General features: G+C 68.8%; 16 protein-coding genes. 9 read left to right on the forward strand and 7 right to left on the reverse strand.

The window, feature by feature from the left end; translation table 11 throughout:
* The first annotated feature begins 48 nt into the window (after positions 1–48).
* Entirely contained in the window at positions 49–771 is a 723-nt protein-coding gene (locus IEY55_RS23285) for a methyltransferase domain-containing protein (protein WP_189060668.1), read from the forward strand.
* 10 nt (positions 772–781) lie between these two features.
* Here IEY55_RS23285 and IEY55_RS23290 read toward each other — a convergent pair whose 3' ends face one another.
* From IEY55_RS23290 to IEY55_RS23300, 3 genes are all read right to left on the reverse strand, one after another.
* Positions 782–1,486, reverse strand: a complete 705-nt coding sequence (locus IEY55_RS23290; RefSeq protein WP_189060669.1) for a glycoside hydrolase family 25 protein — start codon at positions 1,484–1,486, stop codon at positions 782–784.
* A 467-nt stretch (positions 1,487–1,953) separates the two neighbouring features.
* Positions 1,954–2,691 carry an anti-sigma factor family protein gene (locus tag IEY55_RS23295; protein ID WP_189060670.1) on the reverse strand — a complete coding sequence of 246 codons (738 nt, stop codon included), beginning with the start codon at positions 2,689–2,691 and terminating at the stop codon, positions 1,954–1,956.
* Entirely contained in the window at positions 2,688–3,245 is a 558-nt protein-coding gene (locus IEY55_RS23300; RefSeq protein ID WP_189060671.1) for a sigma-70 family RNA polymerase sigma factor, read from the reverse strand. The genes IEY55_RS23295 and IEY55_RS23300 overlap by 4 nt, the downstream gene beginning before the upstream one ends.
* A gap of 194 nt (positions 3,246–3,439) precedes the next feature.
* Here IEY55_RS23300 and IEY55_RS23305 point away from each other — a divergent pair, with 194 nt between their 5' ends.
* The 6 genes from IEY55_RS23305 (at position 3,440) to IEY55_RS23330 (ending at position 9,555) form a co-directional block, all read left to right on the forward strand.
* The gene (locus IEY55_RS23305; RefSeq protein ID WP_229686668.1) at positions 3,440–4,039 is read left to right on the forward strand and encodes a hypothetical protein; all 600 of its coding nucleotides are present in this window, start codon (positions 3,440–3,442) and stop codon (positions 4,037–4,039) included.
* Between the two features lie 8 nt (positions 4,040–4,047).
* Positions 4,048–4,863: a DUF4142 domain-containing protein gene (locus IEY55_RS23310; RefSeq protein ID WP_189060673.1), complete on the forward strand. Its 816-nt coding sequence runs from the start codon at positions 4,048–4,050 to the stop codon at positions 4,861–4,863.
* An 8-nt stretch (positions 4,864–4,871) separates the two neighbouring features.
* Positions 4,872–5,957, forward strand: a complete 1,086-nt coding sequence (locus IEY55_RS23315; protein ID WP_189060674.1) for a DUF1996 domain-containing protein — start codon at positions 4,872–4,874, stop codon at positions 5,955–5,957.
* Positions 5,958–6,044: 87 nt separating this feature from the next.
* On the forward strand, positions 6,045–7,238 hold the full coding sequence (locus IEY55_RS23320; RefSeq protein ID WP_189060675.1) for a DUF1996 domain-containing protein: 1,194 nt from the start codon (positions 6,045–6,047) through the stop codon (positions 7,236–7,238).
* Positions 7,239–7,405: 167 nt separating this feature from the next.
* Entirely contained in the window at positions 7,406–8,245 is an 840-nt protein-coding gene (locus IEY55_RS23325; protein ID WP_229686669.1) for a ferric reductase-like transmembrane domain-containing protein, read from the forward strand.
* A gap of 5 nt (positions 8,246–8,250) precedes the next feature.
* A complete protein-coding gene (locus tag IEY55_RS23330; RefSeq protein ID WP_189060676.1) occupies positions 8,251–9,555 on the forward strand; it encodes an NAD(P)/FAD-dependent oxidoreductase in 1,305 nt (434 codons plus the stop codon).
* 136 nt (positions 9,556–9,691) lie between these two features.
* Here the strand turns inward: IEY55_RS23330 and IEY55_RS23335 are convergent, their stop codons facing one another.
* A complete protein-coding gene (locus IEY55_RS23335) occupies positions 9,692–12,619 on the reverse strand; it encodes an ATP-binding protein (protein WP_189060677.1) in 2,928 nt (975 codons plus the stop codon).
* 294 nt (positions 12,620–12,913) lie between these two features.
* On the opposite strand from IEY55_RS23335, the gene IEY55_RS23340 reads away from it, so the two are divergent.
* Both IEY55_RS23340 and IEY55_RS23345 read left to right on the forward strand, forming a co-directional pair.
* Entirely contained in the window at positions 12,914–14,242 is a 1,329-nt protein-coding gene (locus IEY55_RS23340; protein ID WP_189060678.1) for an acyl-CoA dehydrogenase family protein, read from the forward strand.
* 31 nt (positions 14,243–14,273) lie between these two features.
* Entirely contained in the window at positions 14,274–15,479 is a 1,206-nt protein-coding gene (locus IEY55_RS23345) for an acyl-CoA dehydrogenase family protein (RefSeq protein WP_189060679.1), read from the forward strand.
* Positions 15,480–15,564: 85 nt separating this feature from the next.
* Here the strand turns inward: IEY55_RS23345 and IEY55_RS23350 are convergent, their stop codons facing one another.
* From IEY55_RS23350 to IEY55_RS23360, 3 genes are all read right to left on the reverse strand, one after another.
* On the reverse strand, positions 15,565–16,272 hold the full coding sequence (locus IEY55_RS23350; RefSeq protein WP_229686670.1) for a class I SAM-dependent methyltransferase: 708 nt from the start codon (positions 16,270–16,272) through the stop codon (positions 15,565–15,567).
* A 190-nt stretch (positions 16,273–16,462) separates the two neighbouring features.
* Complete coding sequence (locus IEY55_RS23355; protein ID WP_189060680.1) at positions 16,463–16,660, reverse strand: DUF397 domain-containing protein; 198 nt, start codon at positions 16,658–16,660, stop codon at positions 16,463–16,465.
* Positions 16,657–17,505, reverse strand: coding sequence for a helix-turn-helix domain-containing protein (locus IEY55_RS23360; protein ID WP_189060681.1), 849 nt, complete (start codon positions 17,503–17,505; stop codon positions 16,657–16,659). The genes IEY55_RS23355 and IEY55_RS23360 overlap by 4 nt, the downstream gene beginning before the upstream one ends.
* Between the last annotated feature and the right edge of the window lie 93 nt (positions 17,506–17,598).

A 17,598-nucleotide genomic window follows, 5' to 3' on the forward strand; every position in this document is an offset into this window, starting at 1 on the left:
GTGCGCCCGGGCGCTGCACGGACGAACCGGGATCGACGAGGCCGGAGGATGCACGTGGTGCCGACACAGCCACCGTCCGGCCGGCGAGCCCGGCTGTGCGACCAGCTCCTGACGGAAGCGGCGCGAGAACTCCTCGAGCACGACGACCGGGTGCGCGGGCTGGCCATCGACATCGGCTTCGACGGTGGGGTCGCGCACCTGACCGGCACGGTGGACCGACCGGAGCAGCTGAGCATGCTCCGGGAACTACTCGGCAGACTCGTCGGGGTGCACGCTGTTTGGGACCGGGTGGCCGTTGCCGGGCACCGGCCCGTCGTGCTCGACCTCGGTTGTGGAGCTACCAAGCAGTACCCGTCGAACATCGGCGTGGACCGCCGACGGACCTCGGCTGTGGACCTGGTGGCCGACATCGGCGACGGCCTTCCCTTCATTGACGAGTCGGTCGACCGCATCTTTGCCGTGCACGTGCTCGAGCACCTGGTTGACTTCGTGGAGATCGTCGACGAATGCCACCGGGTACTGTGCCGTGGAGGAGTGCTACACGTGCTGGGCCCGTGGTGGCGACACGTCAACGCGGTAGCGGACCCGACCCATGTGCGGCTGCTCGACGTCCAGACCATCAAGGGAATCTGCGAACAGCCGGGCCGAATGCGCCGCTGGTACCCGCTGCACGCCTCGTGCGACGGTGCCACCGTGTTCGCCGACCTCACCCCGGTGAAGGAACCCGCCGACGAACCGGACGAGCAGCGGCTCGCCCGGTTCTTCGACTAGCCGGCTCCCCTTACAGGGTGAGTCCGTGGAGCGGGAAGAGGGCAAGGTTCATGTCCACCCGGCCCTTGATCCCCGGTACCTTCCCGGAGGACGTGTACTGGTGCATCACCACCCGTTCCGTGGGCGAGGAGAACTTCCCCGGACCGCCCCCGTAGTTGGCCACCCACCACGACACGTCGTGGGTGTCCGCCCACGATCCACTGAGGTGGTCACGGATGAAGTTGGTGGAGGCGTAGACCAGAACCGGGTACGTGTCCAGGCGGTAACGCAGCCGGTCCAGGAACCGACCACACCAGTCGCGCAGATCCTTGCCGACGCGTTCGATGTCCAGGCAGGGTGGCAGGGCGCCGAAATAGTGGGCGTCCAGCCGGTACACGTGATCGGCGAAGTGGTCGGCCTCCCGCACCGGATCACCACCGCTGTCCGGCCGGGCGAAGTGATACAGGCCGGTCACCAGGCCGGCGCCGCGCGCTCCCGCGTACTGGTCGTCCAGCGTGGGGGACGTCCAGCTGTGGCCCTCGGTGGCCTTGACGTAAACGAACTCGATACCGGCACCGCTGACCGCGGTCCAGTCCGGCCGCCCCTGGTGGCTGGAGACGTCGATCCCGCGCGGACCCGGTTCGGCGGCCGCGGTCCGGATCGGGCCCAGGGCGAACAACCCGGCCGCCGCGGCGCCCGCCTTCAACAGGGTCCGACGCGTCTGTTGGTGTGTCACGTGAGGTGACAATGAGCGCGGCGAACGGAGGAAACCGCGCTGGACCAAGATCCACACGATCGGGCGGGACCCACCACCGGGTCAGGTTATGTGGCACACCAATGAGCAACCCGTGAGCGCCAAGTCTGCGGCAATCACAGCACCGGACGATCATGGCGGCAACGCGCCTTGCCCGGCACCCAGAGTTCACGGCGACATCGCGTAGCCGCCTCTCCAACGCGAACAGTGATCAACAGCGTGTTCCCGGGTACCGGGGGAGTCGCCCCGGCTGGCGTCATCTCGGGACAGCAGCGCAGGCCAGCACATGGACAAAGCGCCCGATCAGTAGGCGGATCGGCCCCGAACGCATCCGCAACGATGGGCAACCGCCGATACGGCGCCCGGTCCTACCTCCTTCTTGGTCGGTGGGCTCCTGCTCCCCGGCAGGTGCGTTGGGGCCCGTCCGGCGGGAGCCGCCGGACGGGGTCTCAACGGTTGTTCGGCACCTGGACGAGCGTGTCGCCGCGATCGGTCCGGACCTCGAACCGTTCGATGTCCTTGGCCGACAACGCCACGCCACCCTGCCACTGCAACGGATCCGGCGATCCCGGTACGCCGTACCCCTTGTCCGGTACCCGCCAGCCGCCCGCGGAGTGCGTCTCGCCGCCCCGGGACACCGCCACCAACTCGCACCGCAGCGGTCCCCGGACTCCCTTCAGCTCCATGTCGATCCCTGTGCCCCAGGCCCCGGTACGGATCGTGAGCCGTGCGTTGGTGCGGTTGGCCGGGTTGAAACCGACCAGTGTCTGGGCGGCCTCGAGCGGCTGCGGAGGATCCGGTGGAATGGAGGTCGTGGTGCTCGCCCGGTCATGGGTCGGGGGCGAGGAACGCAACGTCTCGTTGATCACCGGTGCGGCGACCACCAGCGTGGCCGCCGCGGCCGCCGCGAAGACCAGGGTGCGGCGCCGGCGTCTGCGCAGCGTCACCACCCGGTCCAACGCGCCCTGCAGTGCCCCCGCCCCGTCCTCCGCCGTCTCGGACGGGGCAGGTATCAACAGGTCGCGTCGCCGGGCCTGCTCCAGCAGGTCGGGCAGAACGGCCAGCTCCACCAGCTCGCTGCGACACCGTGGGCAGTCCACCAGATGTTCTTCGAACGTTTCCGCATCGTCCGGATCGAGCACACCGAGCGCATAGGCGGCGACGTCGATATGGCTCGGTGGTGTCATGTCGGATCCCGCTCCTGGAGTGCTTGTCGGAGCGCCCGCAGCGCGTAGTACACCCTGGACTTGACAGTCCCCGGGGGGACTCCCAGCACCTTGGCCGCTTCCTTGACGGTACGTCCTCTCAAGTAGGTTTCCATGATCGCCTCACGGTGCTCCTGCGTGAGGTGCCGTAATGCCTCGCCCACCACGATGGCCGAAAGCGTGCGGTCCGAGTCGTCCCGCACGGGCACCACCGCTAACCGTGTCAGGTCCACCTCCTCCGGTCTGGCTCGGCGACTTCGGTGACCATCGATGACGATGCGACGCGCCACCGTGAACAGCCATGCGCGTAGCAGCCCCGGCTCCCGGTCCAGCTTGGGCGCGTGACGCCACGCCCGGACCAGGGTCTCCTGCACGACGTCCTCGGCCCATTGCCGGTCGTAGTCGGTCAGCTTCAACGCATGGCCGAACAGCGGACCCCCGAACTCGCGGTACAGCCTCGTGATCAGGTCCTCGTCGTAGTCGCCGGCCCCTTCCGCGTCAGCGCGTGCATGTGGGGTGATCCGGTGCCGGCCCATGGTGACGCTGCCACCTCCCAGCAGTGGGGCACAATTCATCGTCTGTGAGCCATGTCACAGTAGGAGCTTGTCCGAGTCGATATTGAACCGTGTCGGTGGCGTCACCGTACCCCCTAGCGACCACACCCCGCGCGGACCCCGACCATCCTCACACCGGACAGATCGGGTTTCCGTTGTCCAGAAAGGGAATGCGCGTGCGTCTGCGACACGACCGGGCCGCCGTCCTGGCGGCCTTGGGCCTGGCCACCGCGCTGTTCACCGGCGCCTGCTCCGACGGAACTTCCGGTGGTACCAGCGGCCATGGCGACCGGAGTGGTGCCGACAGCTCGGCGCAAGCCGGAAGTTCCACTTCCCAGAACGAGGGCCTGGTGAGGCTGAACGTGGCCAAGGCCAACGGTATTGGCTCGGTCGTGACCGACGGCCAGGGGTTGACCCTGTACCGCTTCGACAAGGACACTGCCAAGCCGCCGAAGTCCAACTGCGAGGGTGAGTGCCTCAAGGCGTGGCCGCCGGTGTTGGCCGACGGTTCGGTCGAGGCCAGTGGCGTTGACAAGAGCCTGATCGGCACGGTGACCCGGTCCGACGGCACCAAGCAGGTCACCCTGGCCGGCTGGCCGCTCTACCGCTTCGCCTCCGACACCGCCCCGGGCGATGTCAAGGGCGAGGGCAAGGGCGGCGCCTGGTACGCCGCGGCCCCGGACGGGAAGAAGGCCAAGGCCAACGGTGGTGGTGGCAAGGACGGCGGGAAGGACAACGGCAAGTCCAGCGGTAACTCCGGCGGCTACGGCTACTGATCTCTCCTATGCGAACAAGAACATCTCTCCTCGGAACCCTGCTACTCCTGGCGTTCGTCGTGCTCCCCGGTGTCGCCGCCGGCCACGACGGCAACACCAACCCCACTCCCCCCGACGTACGCAACGACAAGGTTGTTCCCCTGGCGCAGGGCGTGCTCAACGACGATGACCGCACGCTGCTGAAGAAGGTCCGGCTGGCCGGGTTGTGGGAGCTGCCGATGGCCAAGGAGGCCCCGCAACACAACCCCGGACAACGCACCCGCGAGGTGGCCAAGCATCTGGTCGCCGATCACGAGCCGTTGGACGTGCAGACCCGGAAGCTGGCCGCCAAGCTCGGCGTTCCCATCCCGGACGAGCCCGCCCCCGAACAGAAGGAGTGGATGGCCGAGCTGCGCGCGGCCTCCGGCCCGGAGTTCGACCGCATCTTCGCCAAGCGGCTGCGCGCCGCGCACGGTCAGGTCTACATCGTGGCCGCCAAGGTCCGCGCCGGTACCAAGAACAACGACATGCGTGCCTTCGCCCAGACCGCGGTGAACCTCGTCGGCAAGCATATGGCCCTGCTGGAGAGCACCGGCTTGGTGGACGGCGACTCCCTGGTGGCCGGGGCCTCCAGCCCGACCCCGACGCCCGAGGCAACGACGCCGGAGGCAACGGGGTCCGCCTCGACCGCGAGCCCGAAACCACGGGCGGTCAGTTCCCGCGACGACGGCGGGATGAACATCGGAGTCGGGCTCGTGGTGGCGATCCTGCTCGTGGTGGTCGGGGTGGCCGCCACGCTCGGCATCGTCCGGCTCCTCCAGACCCCCGGCAAGTCATCGAGGTGAGAAAACCCATGGCAGGAGTGGACTTCAGGCGCGGGCGCCACCGGCTGCCCAAGCCCATTCGCGCATTGGCCTTCGCTGCCGCGGCACTGATCATCGGTGGTGTCGCGGTGAGCATGGGGAACGCCTTCGCCTTCAACGGCTTCGGGCAGAACAGTGGGTCCGGGCAGCGCGGTGACAACAACGCCGCGGGCCGGCAGGGGGTTCGGGTAGCGAACGTCGGTCCGTTCCGGAAGGACTTCGTGGACATCCGGAGCGTGCAGCCGAACGTTCGCGACCTGCAGGGACGTTCCGGCTCGACCGGCACGTTCGTGTCGCAGTGCGGTCGCAACGAGGACGGGCACCACAACTCGGACAACTTCATCGTGACGCCGGGGCAACGTAACGGGGCGCACCACACGCACGACTACGTCGGCAACAAGTCCACCAACGCGTTCTCCACCAACCGCAGCCTGCTCCAGGCCGACACGACGTGCCAGACCGGGGACAGGTCGGCCTACTTCTGGCCGGTGCTGCGGTCCCGTGACGGGGTGGAACGGGACCAGAACGCTCCCGGTGGTGGACGGGACGGCAACGTGGGCACCATCCTCACGGCCAGCTCCGTGCAGTTGCAGTTCCGGGGTAACGCGGCCAACAAGGTCAGCCCCATGCCCCGCTTCCTGCGGGTGATCACCGGGGATGCCAAGGCGGCCAGCAGCGGTGACAAGAGCAACGCACGGGCACGGTGGACCTGCTCCGGGTTCGAGGACCGGTTCACCGCCAAGTACCCGATTTGCCCCCAGGGCAGCCAGGTCAAGCGGGTGCTGGACTTCCCCAGCTGCTGGGACGGCCGCAACCTCGACAGTGAGAACCACCGCACGCACATGCGGTTTCCCAACAACAACGGGCAGTGCCCATCCGGCACCAGGGCGGTGCCCCAGCTGCGCATGGTGCTGACCTACGACGTTCCGGCCGGGCAGACGTTCGCGTTGGACACCTTCCCGGAGGAGAAGCACAACCCGGTGACTGACCACGGCGACTTCGCCAACGTCATGCCGAACGAGTTGATGAACTTCGCGGTCAACTGCATCAACAGCGGCCAGCGCTGCGGAGGATGAACGGAAAGACGCCGAAGGGACCTCACCGGTCCCCTCGGCGTCTTTCCTATGTACGGGGACCGGCAATGCATTAACTAGGTGATACATATGGCAAGAACAGGCAGGCAACCACGCCACGGGCGTCACCGGCTTCCCAAGCCGCTCAAGGCCCTGGCGTTCGCTGCGGCGGCCCTCGTTCTTGGCGGGGCCGCCATCACCGTGGGCAACGCCTTCGCCACCGGTAGCTACCAGGCTAAGCCGGGTCGCAACGGGGAGCAACGGAACAACAGCGCCGAGTTCCGTGGTGCGGACCGTGACGGGGGATTCGACGGTCTTGTTCCGAACTTCGACACCAGGTCGAACAGGGGATTCGACCAGGGTGGTCGGCGGAGGTTCGATCAGGGCGGCAACCGGAACCTCGGCGCGACCGGACCGTTCCGGCGGGACTTCGTGGACATCCGGGCCGTGCGGCCGAAGCAGGACTCGTTCCAGGTCCGGGAGTCCGGCTCGGCCGGCACGTTCGTCGCGCAGTGCGGTCGGAACGAGGGCGGCCAGCGCAACTCGGACAACCTCGTGATCAGTCCGGGCAAGGTCAACGCGGCCCAGCACATGCACGACTACGTGGGCAACAAGTCCACCAACGCGTTCTCCACCAACCGGAGCCTGTTGCAGGCCGACACGACGTGTCGCGGTGGTGACAAGTCGACCTACTACTGGCCGGTGGTCCGGGTGCGCACGGGCCAGGACGGCGACCAGTTCCTGCCGGGCGGTGGCCGGGACGGCAACTTCGGCAAGATCGTGACGCCCTCCGACGTCCGACTGGAGTTCCGTGGAAATCCCCTCAGCAAGGTATTTCCAATGCCGCGTTTCTTGCGCATGATCACAGGTGACGCGAAGGCTGGAACGAACGGTAACAAGAACGTGGCGGCGAAGTGGACGTGTACTGGATTCGAGAACCGGACAACTCGGAAATATCCGATCTGTCCGCAGGGTAGCCAGGTCAAGCGAGTCCTGGAGTTTCCCAACTGTTGGGACGGACGCAGCCTGGACAGCAAGGACCACCGGGCACACACCGCGTTCGCCAACAACGGGTTCTGCCCGCGTGGGACCCGACCCGTCCCGCAGCTGCGCATGCTGCTCACCTACGACGTTCCGGCCGGCGTGACCTACGCACTGGACAGTTTCCCCGAGCAACAGCACAATCCCATTACCGACCACTCGGCTTTCCTTAACGTGATGCCTGATCAACTGATGAGGTTCGCGGTCAACTGCATCAACAGCGGCCAGCGCTGCGGCGGTTGATCAATACGTGCGCTCATCCGCTCCGTGCGGCAGGAGGTGCTACCGCAAGGTTCCATTCCCCGGATCTCCCTTCCACACCGCACTATGCCCGTCGTCCGCAGCGGCTTCCCCCGCCCGCCATCCCCGCCGCGGTCGACGGGTTCCCCCGTGACACCGGAGGCCCCGACGTGTTCAGCCGTCTCACCGTGCTGGCGGCAGCTATCACTCCGCACGATTCCGGTGTACGTCAGATGGCGGCGCTCTCCGCGCGACTGGCGTACGTGATGATGTGTCTGACCCTGTGCTGGGGGGTGTTGACCGCGACCGGCTGGGTACGCCGTACGACGGGGCGGCAGGCGTTACGCAGCGGACACATGGTCCTGGCAACACTCACACTGGCGTTCGGAACGCTGCACGCCGCAGCGTTCACGTTTCTCGACGAACATTTCAGCGTTGTACAGCTGATCATCCCGTTCGTCGGCCCGACCCGACACGCGTTCGGGATCATCGGCCTGGAGCTGATGTTCGCGGTCGCGATCACGGTCGGGATGCGGAAACTCATGTTCTACCGCAACTGGCTGCGGATCCATCAGCTCGCGTATCCCGCTGTTGGGCTCACTGTCATCCACTCCTGGTTCGGTGCGGCGGCGAACGGACATCTCAGCCTGTTGTGGTTGGCGGGGCTCACCCTGCTGGTACCGACGGTGACCATCACCATCCTGCGGTTCCTGCCGGTGGAGACCCTCGCCCGGATTGGTCTCGTGGAGGCCGAGCCGGTCGGGCCGACCGGTCCGACGGACGACCCAGGGGGTTCGGCGCGGACGCAACGGATCAACGTCAGCGTCGACAACCAACGTTGTCGACGCTACGGAATCTGCCAGGCCGAGGCGCCACAGGTGTTCCAACTGACTGAAGACGGCCGGCTGCACTACGAGCGCCGGCCGGACCCCCGGGACTCCGCGCAGGCACGCGCGGCCGCCCGGGCCTGCCCGACGAGAGCAATCGAATTGCGGGAAAACACGCGGTGAGGGAGATGGAGCACATTGTCGTGGTGGGCGGAGGGCTGGCCGGCCTCCGCGCCGCCGAGCGCCTCCGTGAGCTGGGTTTCGACGGCAGGCTGACGATCTTCGGGTCGGAGCGGCACGGCCCGTACCACCGACCTGCCCTGTCCAAGGGAATGCTGACCGGAGAGGAGCACCCCCGCGACGTCTCGCTGCCCAGCTACTGCGAGCTGGACGCGGTGTGGCGGCTGAACTCACCGGTGCGGCACCTGGACCCCCGACGCCGCCTGCTGCAGCTGCCCGGTGGGGAGACGGTGCGGTATGACGGCTTGGTCATCGCCACCGGGGTCGAGCCGCGCCACCTGGAAGGCGCGCCGTTCCAGGATCCCCGGGTGCACATGCTGCGCACCCTTGACAACTCGATCACGTTGCAACGCAACATTGCGGCCAGCCGCGGTCCCGTTGTCGTGATCGGCGGTGGTTTCACCGGCTGCGAGGTGGCCTGCAGCATGGTGGACATCGGGCGGGAGGTCGCCATCGTCGGCCGCTCGGCCCCGTTGCTGGGCAACGTTCTGGGCAAGGACCTGGGCGGTCGACTCACCGACCTGCACCGGCACCACGGTGTCCGGCTCGCCTTGGGCGTGCGCATCCTGCACTGGGTTCCCCAGCGGTACGGCATCGCGCTGCACCTGTCCGACGGCCAGTTCATCCTGGCCGCCGCCGTGGTGGTGTCGGTCGGCTCGGTGCCTTCGGTGAGCTGGTTGCGCGGTTCCGACCTGGTGCTGGAGGACGGGGTACTGTGCGAGGCCACCTGCCACGTGGTGGGTGCGACCGACGTGGTGGCCGCCGGGGACGTGGCGCGTTGGCCGAACCTGCGGTTCGACAACACACCGCGCCGGGTGGAGCACTGGCTCAACGCGGTCGAGATGGGACGCCACGCCGCGGAGAGCCTGCTCGCCGGGAGCCGGGACGCGCGCCCGTTCACCCCGATGCCACGGTTCTGGTCCGAGCAACACGGGGTGCGCATCATGGCTGCGGGAATGCCCAAGCTCGGCACCGACACCATCCCGTTGACGGCACCGGACCGCGGCGATCGCGTGGTCACCGGCTACGTGCGGGAGGGCCGCCTCATCGGGATCGTGGGGCTGGACAATCCGCGTGCGGTGTTGGCCTGGACCGACGAGCTGGAACGGCAGACCCAGCCGCGGACGATCCCGACGCGGAACCGCTACCTGCGCACGCCCGACGAGGGATCCCGGTCGCAGCCGCGGATGTCGGCCGGTGAGCGGGAGAAGACCCAGTTCCTGCTCAAGACGCAACTGAGGACGCGAGTCTGATCCGGCTTCGTGGTGGGGAGACGGGAGGACGGCCTGTGCCCGTCTCCCCACCACCGGCTCCATCCCCCAGCAGCCCGCCTCTGTCCGTTGCGGCTGGTCCCATGAGGACATATCGGGTCGGTGCTCGGAATTCTGGTCAGGGTTCACCGAGCAGGTTGCGTTCGGCGAGGTACCGGGTCAGCGCGGTACGGGAGGAGAGTCCCAACCGCGCATAGACGTGCTGCAGGTGGGTGGTGACGGTTCGGCGGCTCAGGTAGAGGCGCTCGGCGATCTCGGCGTTGGACAGCCCGGCAGCCACCAGCCGGGACACCTCCAGTTCCCGGGCGGTGAACGCGGGCACCGGGCGGGACCGCGGTGCGGCCGGCCGCGCTCCCAGCTCGCGCAGCAGCGCCCGGGCGCGATCGGCCAGGGAACGGGCATTGACGCGCCGTGCAACGTCCAGCGCGCGTCGTGCCTCGGCAACCACTGGTTCGTCCGGTCGGCACGCCCGGGCCCAGTCCACTCTGGACCGTGCCGCCTCCACCGGCATACCCAGCTCGTCGAACGCGGCCACGGCCTGCGCGTGCGCGTCGGCCGCCTCCGTCCGGTCGCCCCAGGCAGTGCGCACCAGGCCGCGCAGCCGCGCCGCGTGACCGTTGAGGAACGGCGCGGTGGGTTCCAGGGCCAGGAGCTTCTCCGCGGTGGCCAGTGCCGCGGTGTGCGCTCCGCGCAGGACCTGGGCCTCGCCGAGCAGGGCCAGGATGAACGGGGGATAGCGGGTTGGCGCCGCGCCCAGTTGTTCGGCGGTCGCCAGCGCGGCTTCGGTGTCGCCCGCGTGCAGGGCCAGGACGGCGTCGACGAGGTCGACGGTCTCCCGCACCTCCGGGTCCAGTCGGTGTCCGCCGACGGCGCGCGCCTCGGCCAGCAACTCGGCCGCCACCCGGTGCCGCCCCTGGTGACCGGCGATCAGGGCACGTCCCGCCGAGCCGAGCGCGACCTGGCGCACCTCCCCGGTCCGGTGCCCAGTCGCGACCAGCTGCCCGGCGGTGTCCCAGGCGGGTTCCCACTCGCCCGCCAGGAAGTAACCGAGATACGCGCAGAATCGCGGGCCGGCCTCCAGCGCCGGAACACCGTCCCGACGCGCCTCGTCGAGGGCTTGCTCGGCCAGGGCGATCGCGGCCGGAGCACCGGACAGCGTCAGCTCGAGCAGGAACAGCGGCAGGTGGAACAGGACGGTGAGAGCCGGGTCGCCGGACTGCGGGGTCAACGGGAGGACCTGGTCGGCCGCCCGGCGCGCCTCGGCATACCCGCCGTGGGTGAGCTGCCGGCTCATTCGCGCCACGGCGGCCACCGTGCGGGCCCGCGCCGAGCCCTGCCGGTCGGCCAGGTCGAGCAGCCGTCGCTCGTCGATCACCAGCCCCGCGGCCGGACCCGGGCGGCGGGACGCCAGCACCACCCGGGTCTCGGCCAGCCGGATCAGCTCCTCGGCCGGGGCGTGCGGGCCGAGCAGCCGCTCGGCCTCGGCGACCGCGCGAGCGGCCCCTTCGGGGTCACCGTGGTCGTGCGCGGCCAACGCCCAGCGGCGCAGGCACCGCACCACCCCGGCCGGCTCGCCCGCATCCCGCCACGCCGCGGCCGCGTCGCGCCACGCGGACAGGGCGTCCACCACCCGGCCCGCGATGTCGTAGCCGATCGCGAGCTGCTCGGTGAGCCGGGGGAGCAGGTCGGTCCGACCTTGGCGGTGGGCCAGGTCGAGGGCTGCGGCGAGGTGGTCGACCGCAACGTCCCCGCCCTGCCGGCGAAGGGCTTCCTCACCGGCGGCGTGACAGGCGCGCAGTGCCTGGTCGGGGTCGGCGAGTTCCCCCGCGGCGCGGTACTGACGCGCGAGAACGCCCCGGTCGGGCACCCCGAGCAGGTCGAGCGCCCGGGCAAGGCCGATGTGCAGCGCACGCAGTCGGTCCGGCGGCACCAGGTCGCAGGCCATCTCGGCGTAGTAGGGGTGGGCCAGCCGGTAGCGGAGCCGCCCGGCCACGCTCTCCTTGCCGAGCAGGTCGCGACTGAGCAAGGAGAGGACGGCGTGGAACAGCTCGGTCTCGCTGCGCTGGGGAACGGCTGTGACGATCTCGTGGGTGGCGGCGTCGCCGGCGAGCGCGACGACGCGGAGCAGGTCCAGCTCGGCGGCGGACAGCTGGTCCAGGCGCGCGGCCACGGCATCGCGGAGCGTCGGTGGCACCGGAACCCCGTGGGCGAGCATCCACTCGCCGCGGCCCCGGCGGTAGAGCAGGCCCGCCGTCTGGAGGTACTGCACCAGGACCACCGCGAACAGCGGCAGCCCGGCAGCGTGCCGGGCGACCGCGTTGACCAGCGGCCGCGGTGGTGTGCCGTCGAGCAGGCCGGCCAGCAGGACCGCGAGCTCGTCCCGGTCCAGCCCCTCCAGGTGCCAGCACCGGGCCGCCGAGCCGGGCGCGATGGCGGTGGGCAGGGCACGTAACGCCGCGTCCACTGGCTCGCGGCCGAGCGGCCGACACGCACTCAGCAGCAGGACCGCGGTGTCGGGTACCCCGCGCGCGACGTAGCCCAGCAGCTCGACCGAGGCCACGTCGGCCCAGTGCAGGTCGTCCAGGAACAACGCCACCGGCCGGCGCGCGGCCAGCCGGGCGAGCAACTTGGCCACCGCCTCGAACAGCCGGGCCCGCTCCAGACCGCGTTCCCGGGCCGTGGGCGGGGGCGGGAGGTCCAGGTCGGCGAACAGCCGGCCCAGATCGGGCAGGCCGTGCACCACCCGGGCGCGGTCACTGGCGGGGAGCGCGCGCAGCAGTGGGCCGAGGGCCTCCAACCACACGCCGTAGGCGGCGTGCGGGCCGGGTGGCCGGCCCGCACCGGCCCCGACGGTGAATCCGCGCCGGGCGGCGAGGGCGAGCGCCTCGTGGCAGAGCCGGGTCTTGCCCACCCCGGGCTCCCCGTCGATGACGAGCAGCTCCCCGCGTGCCAGGACGACCCGGTCGACGATGTCGCGCAGGGCATCGATCTCGGTCTCCCGCCCCACCACGGGCAGCTCCGGCCCAGCCAGCACAGCAGTGCCCATCCGCTCCCACCCCCGCTCCGACCACGGCGTCTTCCCAGGTTGCCGCCTTCACACGTGCGGGGGGAGGGGCGGACGGCGCACTCCGCCCAGACAGGCGGCGCAGACTGGGGTTATGCAGGGAACACGGGCGAGCCGCGGAGGGAACGCGGCGGACACCCGACGCGGCTGACGAGGTGGTGACCGGTGCCGCGGGGACTGTGACGTACGTCCCCAAGAGTTTGTTTACCGAGTAGTAAGTCTACTCTAGAGTAGATAGTGCGGTAAGCGACGTGTTCGACCTGGGTGGGAGTCCGGATGGTCAGTACACAGCGGCGGGGACGGCCCCGCCGGGACGCGATCGGCCTCGGCCTGGCCTTCATCAACCGGCTCGCCGGCGTAGGACTGATTGACCGGCTGGGCCTGCGCAAGCCGGTGGAGCGAACGGTCTACCAGGCCGCCAAGACCGGGTTCCGCACCCTGGGCGCGGCCACCCGGACCTTCCAGTCCACGCAGCGGCAGGACAGGCCGGTGCGCCCGCCCGCCGCCGGCGAGGCGGGCCTGTTCGACCTGACCCCGTCCGAGGACCAGCAGCTGATCCGGGAGACGGTGGCCGAGTTCGCCGCCGAGCAGCTGCGCCCGGCCGCCGCCGAGGCGGACACCCGGTGCGCGCCCCCGGACGGCCTGCTCGACCGGGCCGGCGAGCTGGGCGTCACCCTGGTCGGCATCCCCGAGCAGCTCGGCGGCGTCGGCGGTGAGCGGTCGGCGCTCACCAACGTGCTGGTCGCCGAGGCGATGGCGCACGGCGACATGGGCCTGGCCGTCGCGTGCCTGGCCCCGTCGGCGGTGAGCACCGCCCTGGTGCTGTGGGGGGACGAGCACCAGCAGGCCACCTACCTGCCGGCGTTCGTCAGCGAGCACGTGCCGCCGGCCGCGCTGGCACTGCAGGAGCCCCGGCCGCTGTTCGACCCGCTCGACCCGAAGACCCGCGCGCGGCGCGTGGGCGGCGGTTTCGTCCTCGACGGCGTCAAGTCGTTCGTGGCCCGGGCCGCCGACGCCGAGCTGTTCGTGGTGTCGGCGAACCTGGACGGCACGCCGGCCCTGTTCCTGCTGGAGTCCGACACCGCGGGGATCGTGATCGAGGCCGACCCGGGGATGGGCTTGCGTGCGGCCGGCATGGGGCGGCTGCTGCTGGACAACGTGTCGGTGCCGGCCACGGCACTGCTGGGGCGCGCCGACGAGCTCCGCGAGTGCGTACGCCTGTCCCGGCTCGCGTGGTGCGCGCTGGCCGTGGGCACCGGCCAGGCCGTGCTCGACTACGTCGTCCCCTACGTCAACGAGCGGGAGGCGTTCGGCGAGCCGATCAGCCACCGCCAGGGCGTGGCGTTCAGGGTGGCCGACATCGGCATCGAACTGGAGGGCATGCGCCTGGTGACCTACCGCGCCGCGAGCCGCGCCGAGCAGGGCCTGCCGTACGCGCGCGAGGTCGCACTGGCCCGGAAGCTGTGTGTGGACAAGGGAATGGCCATCGGCAGCGACGGCGTGCAGCTGCTCGGCGGTCACGGCTTCGTCAAGGAACATCCGGTCGAACGGTGGTACCGCGACCTGCGGGCCATCGGGGTGGCCGAAGGCGTCGTCCTCGTCTAACGGGACTCGGATCCGTCTGGGAGTAGTGGACATGATCAACCTTGAGGTCCCGAAGAAGTTCGCGGCACTGGTGAACCAGGCCCAGCAGGTGGCGAACGAGGTCTTCCGGCCCAACTCGCGCAAGTACGACCGCGACGAGCACACCTATCCCAAGGAACTGGACATGCTGGCCGCCCTGCTGGACGGCATGAACGCCTCCGGCGAGGGTGGGCACGGGGCCAGCGGCGTGCGGCGCAAGAAGGACGACGGCGAGGGCGTTCGCAACGGTGCCAACCTCTCGACCGTGCTCGGTACGATCGAGCTGTGCTGGGGCGACGTCGGACTGTTGCTCTCGATTCCCCGGCAGGGCCTGGGGAACGCGGCCATCGCCTCCGTCGCCAACGACGAGCAGCTGGCCCGCTTCAAGGACGTGTGGGCGTCGATGGCAATCACCGAGCCCGGTTGCGGCTCGGACTCGGCGGCCATCCGCACCACCGCGGTCCTGGACGGGGAGCACTACGTCCTCAACGGCGAGAAGATCTTCGTCACCGCGGGGGAGCGGTCCGACGCAGTGGTGGTGTGGGCGTCACTGGACCGCAGCAAGGGGCGCGCCGCCATCAAGTCGTTCGTGGTGGAGAAGGGCACGCCCGGCCTGGAAGTGGTGCGGGTCGAGGACAAGCTCGGCATCCGCGCCTCCGACACCGCCACGCTGCGGCTGGACAACTGCCGCGTGCCCAAGGAAAACCTTTTGGGCAGCCCGGAAATCGACGTGGAGCGCGGTTTCGCGGGCGTCATGCAGACCTTCGACAACACCCGGCCGCTGGTGGCCGCCATGGCCGTCGGGGTGGCCCGGGCCGCCCTGGAGACCGCCCGGGAGCTGCTCGCCAAGGCCGGCGTCGAGGTGGACTACGACCGGCCCGCCAACACCCAGCATGCCGCGGCTGCGGCGTTCCTGGCAGCCGAGGCCGACTACGAGGCGGCCTACCTGCTGACGCTGCAGGCGGCCTGGATGGCCGACAACAGCAAGCCGAACTCGCTGCAGGCGTCGATGTCCAAGGCCAAGGCCGGCCGGACAGCCACCGAGGTCACGCTGAAGTGCGTGGAGCTGTGCGGCGCCCTCGGCTACACCGAGCACGAGCTGTTGGAGAAATGGAGCCGGGACGCGAAGATTCTGGACATCTTCGAGGGCACGCAACAGATCCAGCAGCTCATCGTGGCCCGCCGCCTGCTGGGTAAGTCCTCCCAGGAACTGAAGTAGCGGGTCTGGACAGACTGGTCCCTGATCACGGCGCCACCGAATCAGACGGTCGTTTCCGGTACCGCTCGATCGCACAGACGTGGCGCTACCGCCCCGCCTGAGCTGTGACGATGAGGGTGCCGACGTGTTCGCGCTCCGGGGCGGGCTCCACCCGAGCATGGATATCCACGAAGCCATGTCGGTAGAGCAGATCGGCCCACGTTGCGGGCTCATAGGCCCAGCGGTAGATCCACACTCGGCGACCCTTGAAGCCGTTGCCGTACATGCCCTGGATGCCGTAGCTGCCCGGAACCGCTGGGGCGTGGGAGAACACCAGGCGTCCGCCCGGGGACAGGCGCTTGCGGATCAGGGGGAGCAGGCGCTTCGGATCGGTGAACCACAGCGCTCCCCAGATGGAGTAGATCGCGTCCCAGCGCTGGTCGGTGGTGGCAAGGAGGCCGAGGACCTCGGCGTGCAGGTAGCGGGCGCCCGGGATGTCACCCCATCGCTGTCGGGCCTCCTCGCACTGTGCGGCCGAGAGATCGACGCCCGTGGCCTCGACACCCTTGAGCGCCAGGGCGGCGACGGCATTACCCCGGCCGCAGCCCAACTCCAATGCTGAGAGGGGATCGCCCAGCAGTTCGTCACCGGGGCCGTGGCCTTCGTACTGCGTCCATCCGAACGCGTGTTTGAGGGCTTCCTCGCGGGGTTTGTCGGTGACGCCGTGGGCGTAGTGATCCCAGTAGTCGATCTCGTTGGTGATGATCGGCGGCATGGCAGCCTCGTGGACCGAAGGGCTCAGGGGCCGGGTCACGCTACCGCCTCGCCGAAGTCGTCTGCGGGCGACTCTGCGCCCGCCCTCTCAGGTGCCGCCGAACGTGTGAGGGTCCGGAACCCGCTCCGGTTCCGGACCCGCCGGAGCCACACACTCATGCCCGCGGCGCTGATGGGAGAGGACGGCGGAGTCCCGCAAAGAGGACTCCGCCGTTTGGCTTGTAGTCAGTTCAGGACGGCGAGCGGTCCGCTCGTCCAGCCTTGACGGTCTCTACGAACGCAGTGAACGCGGCACGGTTGAACCACAGAATGGGTCCGGAACGGTTCTTACTGTCACGGATGGCCGCTCCGTTCGGGGGTAAGCCTGCGACCTCGACACATGATCCTGTATTGGCTGTCCGGCTACTGAGTCGCCAACGCGTCATCATAACGACTCCAAATGATTCAGTCGGTTAGCTATCCAGCCCAGAGAGTCGGCTGAAGTCATGGCAAAGTTCAAGAGTTGTTCCACTTTCTGTTGGAACGCTGCAACATCCTTCGGGCGATGAAAGAACAGACTAGAGATTTGGTTCTCCGATGTAGCTATCGGCGGGTCATGCTCGAAGTTGATAACCGCAAATTGACCCTCCATGAGAGGGTTCCAATCCGACTCCTGGGGTACGACTCGTAGAGTAACGTTGGTTCGCTGCGCCATTTTGATCAGGAACCGTAGTTGCTCTTCCATCGCCTGTCGTCCGCCAACTAGTGATCGTAGTGGTGCCTCGCCAATGATAGCGGTGAAGTGGAGGGGCTCGCGATGAAGTACCTCACGACGGCTAACACGCATGGCGACACGGGTTTCTGCTTCGGTATGGTTCATGCCGCTGCCACGCATCATCGCGCGTGCGTAGTCCGCTGTTTGGAGTAGTCCAGGAATGACACCTGGGGCAACCTCGATAATAGAGCTTGCTTCGCGTTCAAACTCCATGAGTGCCACAAGCTGTTGCGGTGGGGCGGGCATCCCAACGGAAATCCAGTGCGGGCCGTCTACGTGTTGGGCCAACTCCATAAGCTCTGCTCGCTCGGTCTGGCCTGTTCCTGTGATTTGCAAGAACTGATCAACGCGTTGTGGCGATGGCGGGCGTTGCCCGGTTTCCCATTGCGCAACGGTTGTATGGCTGACATCGCCCAACGCTGCTGCCATCTGCCGCAGCCCCAGTCCGGCGCGTTGCCTTACCTCGCGTAGACGAGATCCCAGCGCATGCGCACGGGGAGTGCCCCTGTCAAGTGCCATGTCGCGCAGCGTATACGCAGCTCAGCGGCCCAGAGAACGTCCCTCCATCGAGCTATGGACCGTCTGTCAAGTTTACGGCAATCTTCAGGATTA

It is taken from the genome of Longimycelium tulufanense, assembly GCF_014645795.1.
Classification (GTDB): Bacteria; Actinomycetota; Actinomycetes; order Mycobacteriales; family Pseudonocardiaceae; genus Longimycelium; species Longimycelium tulufanense.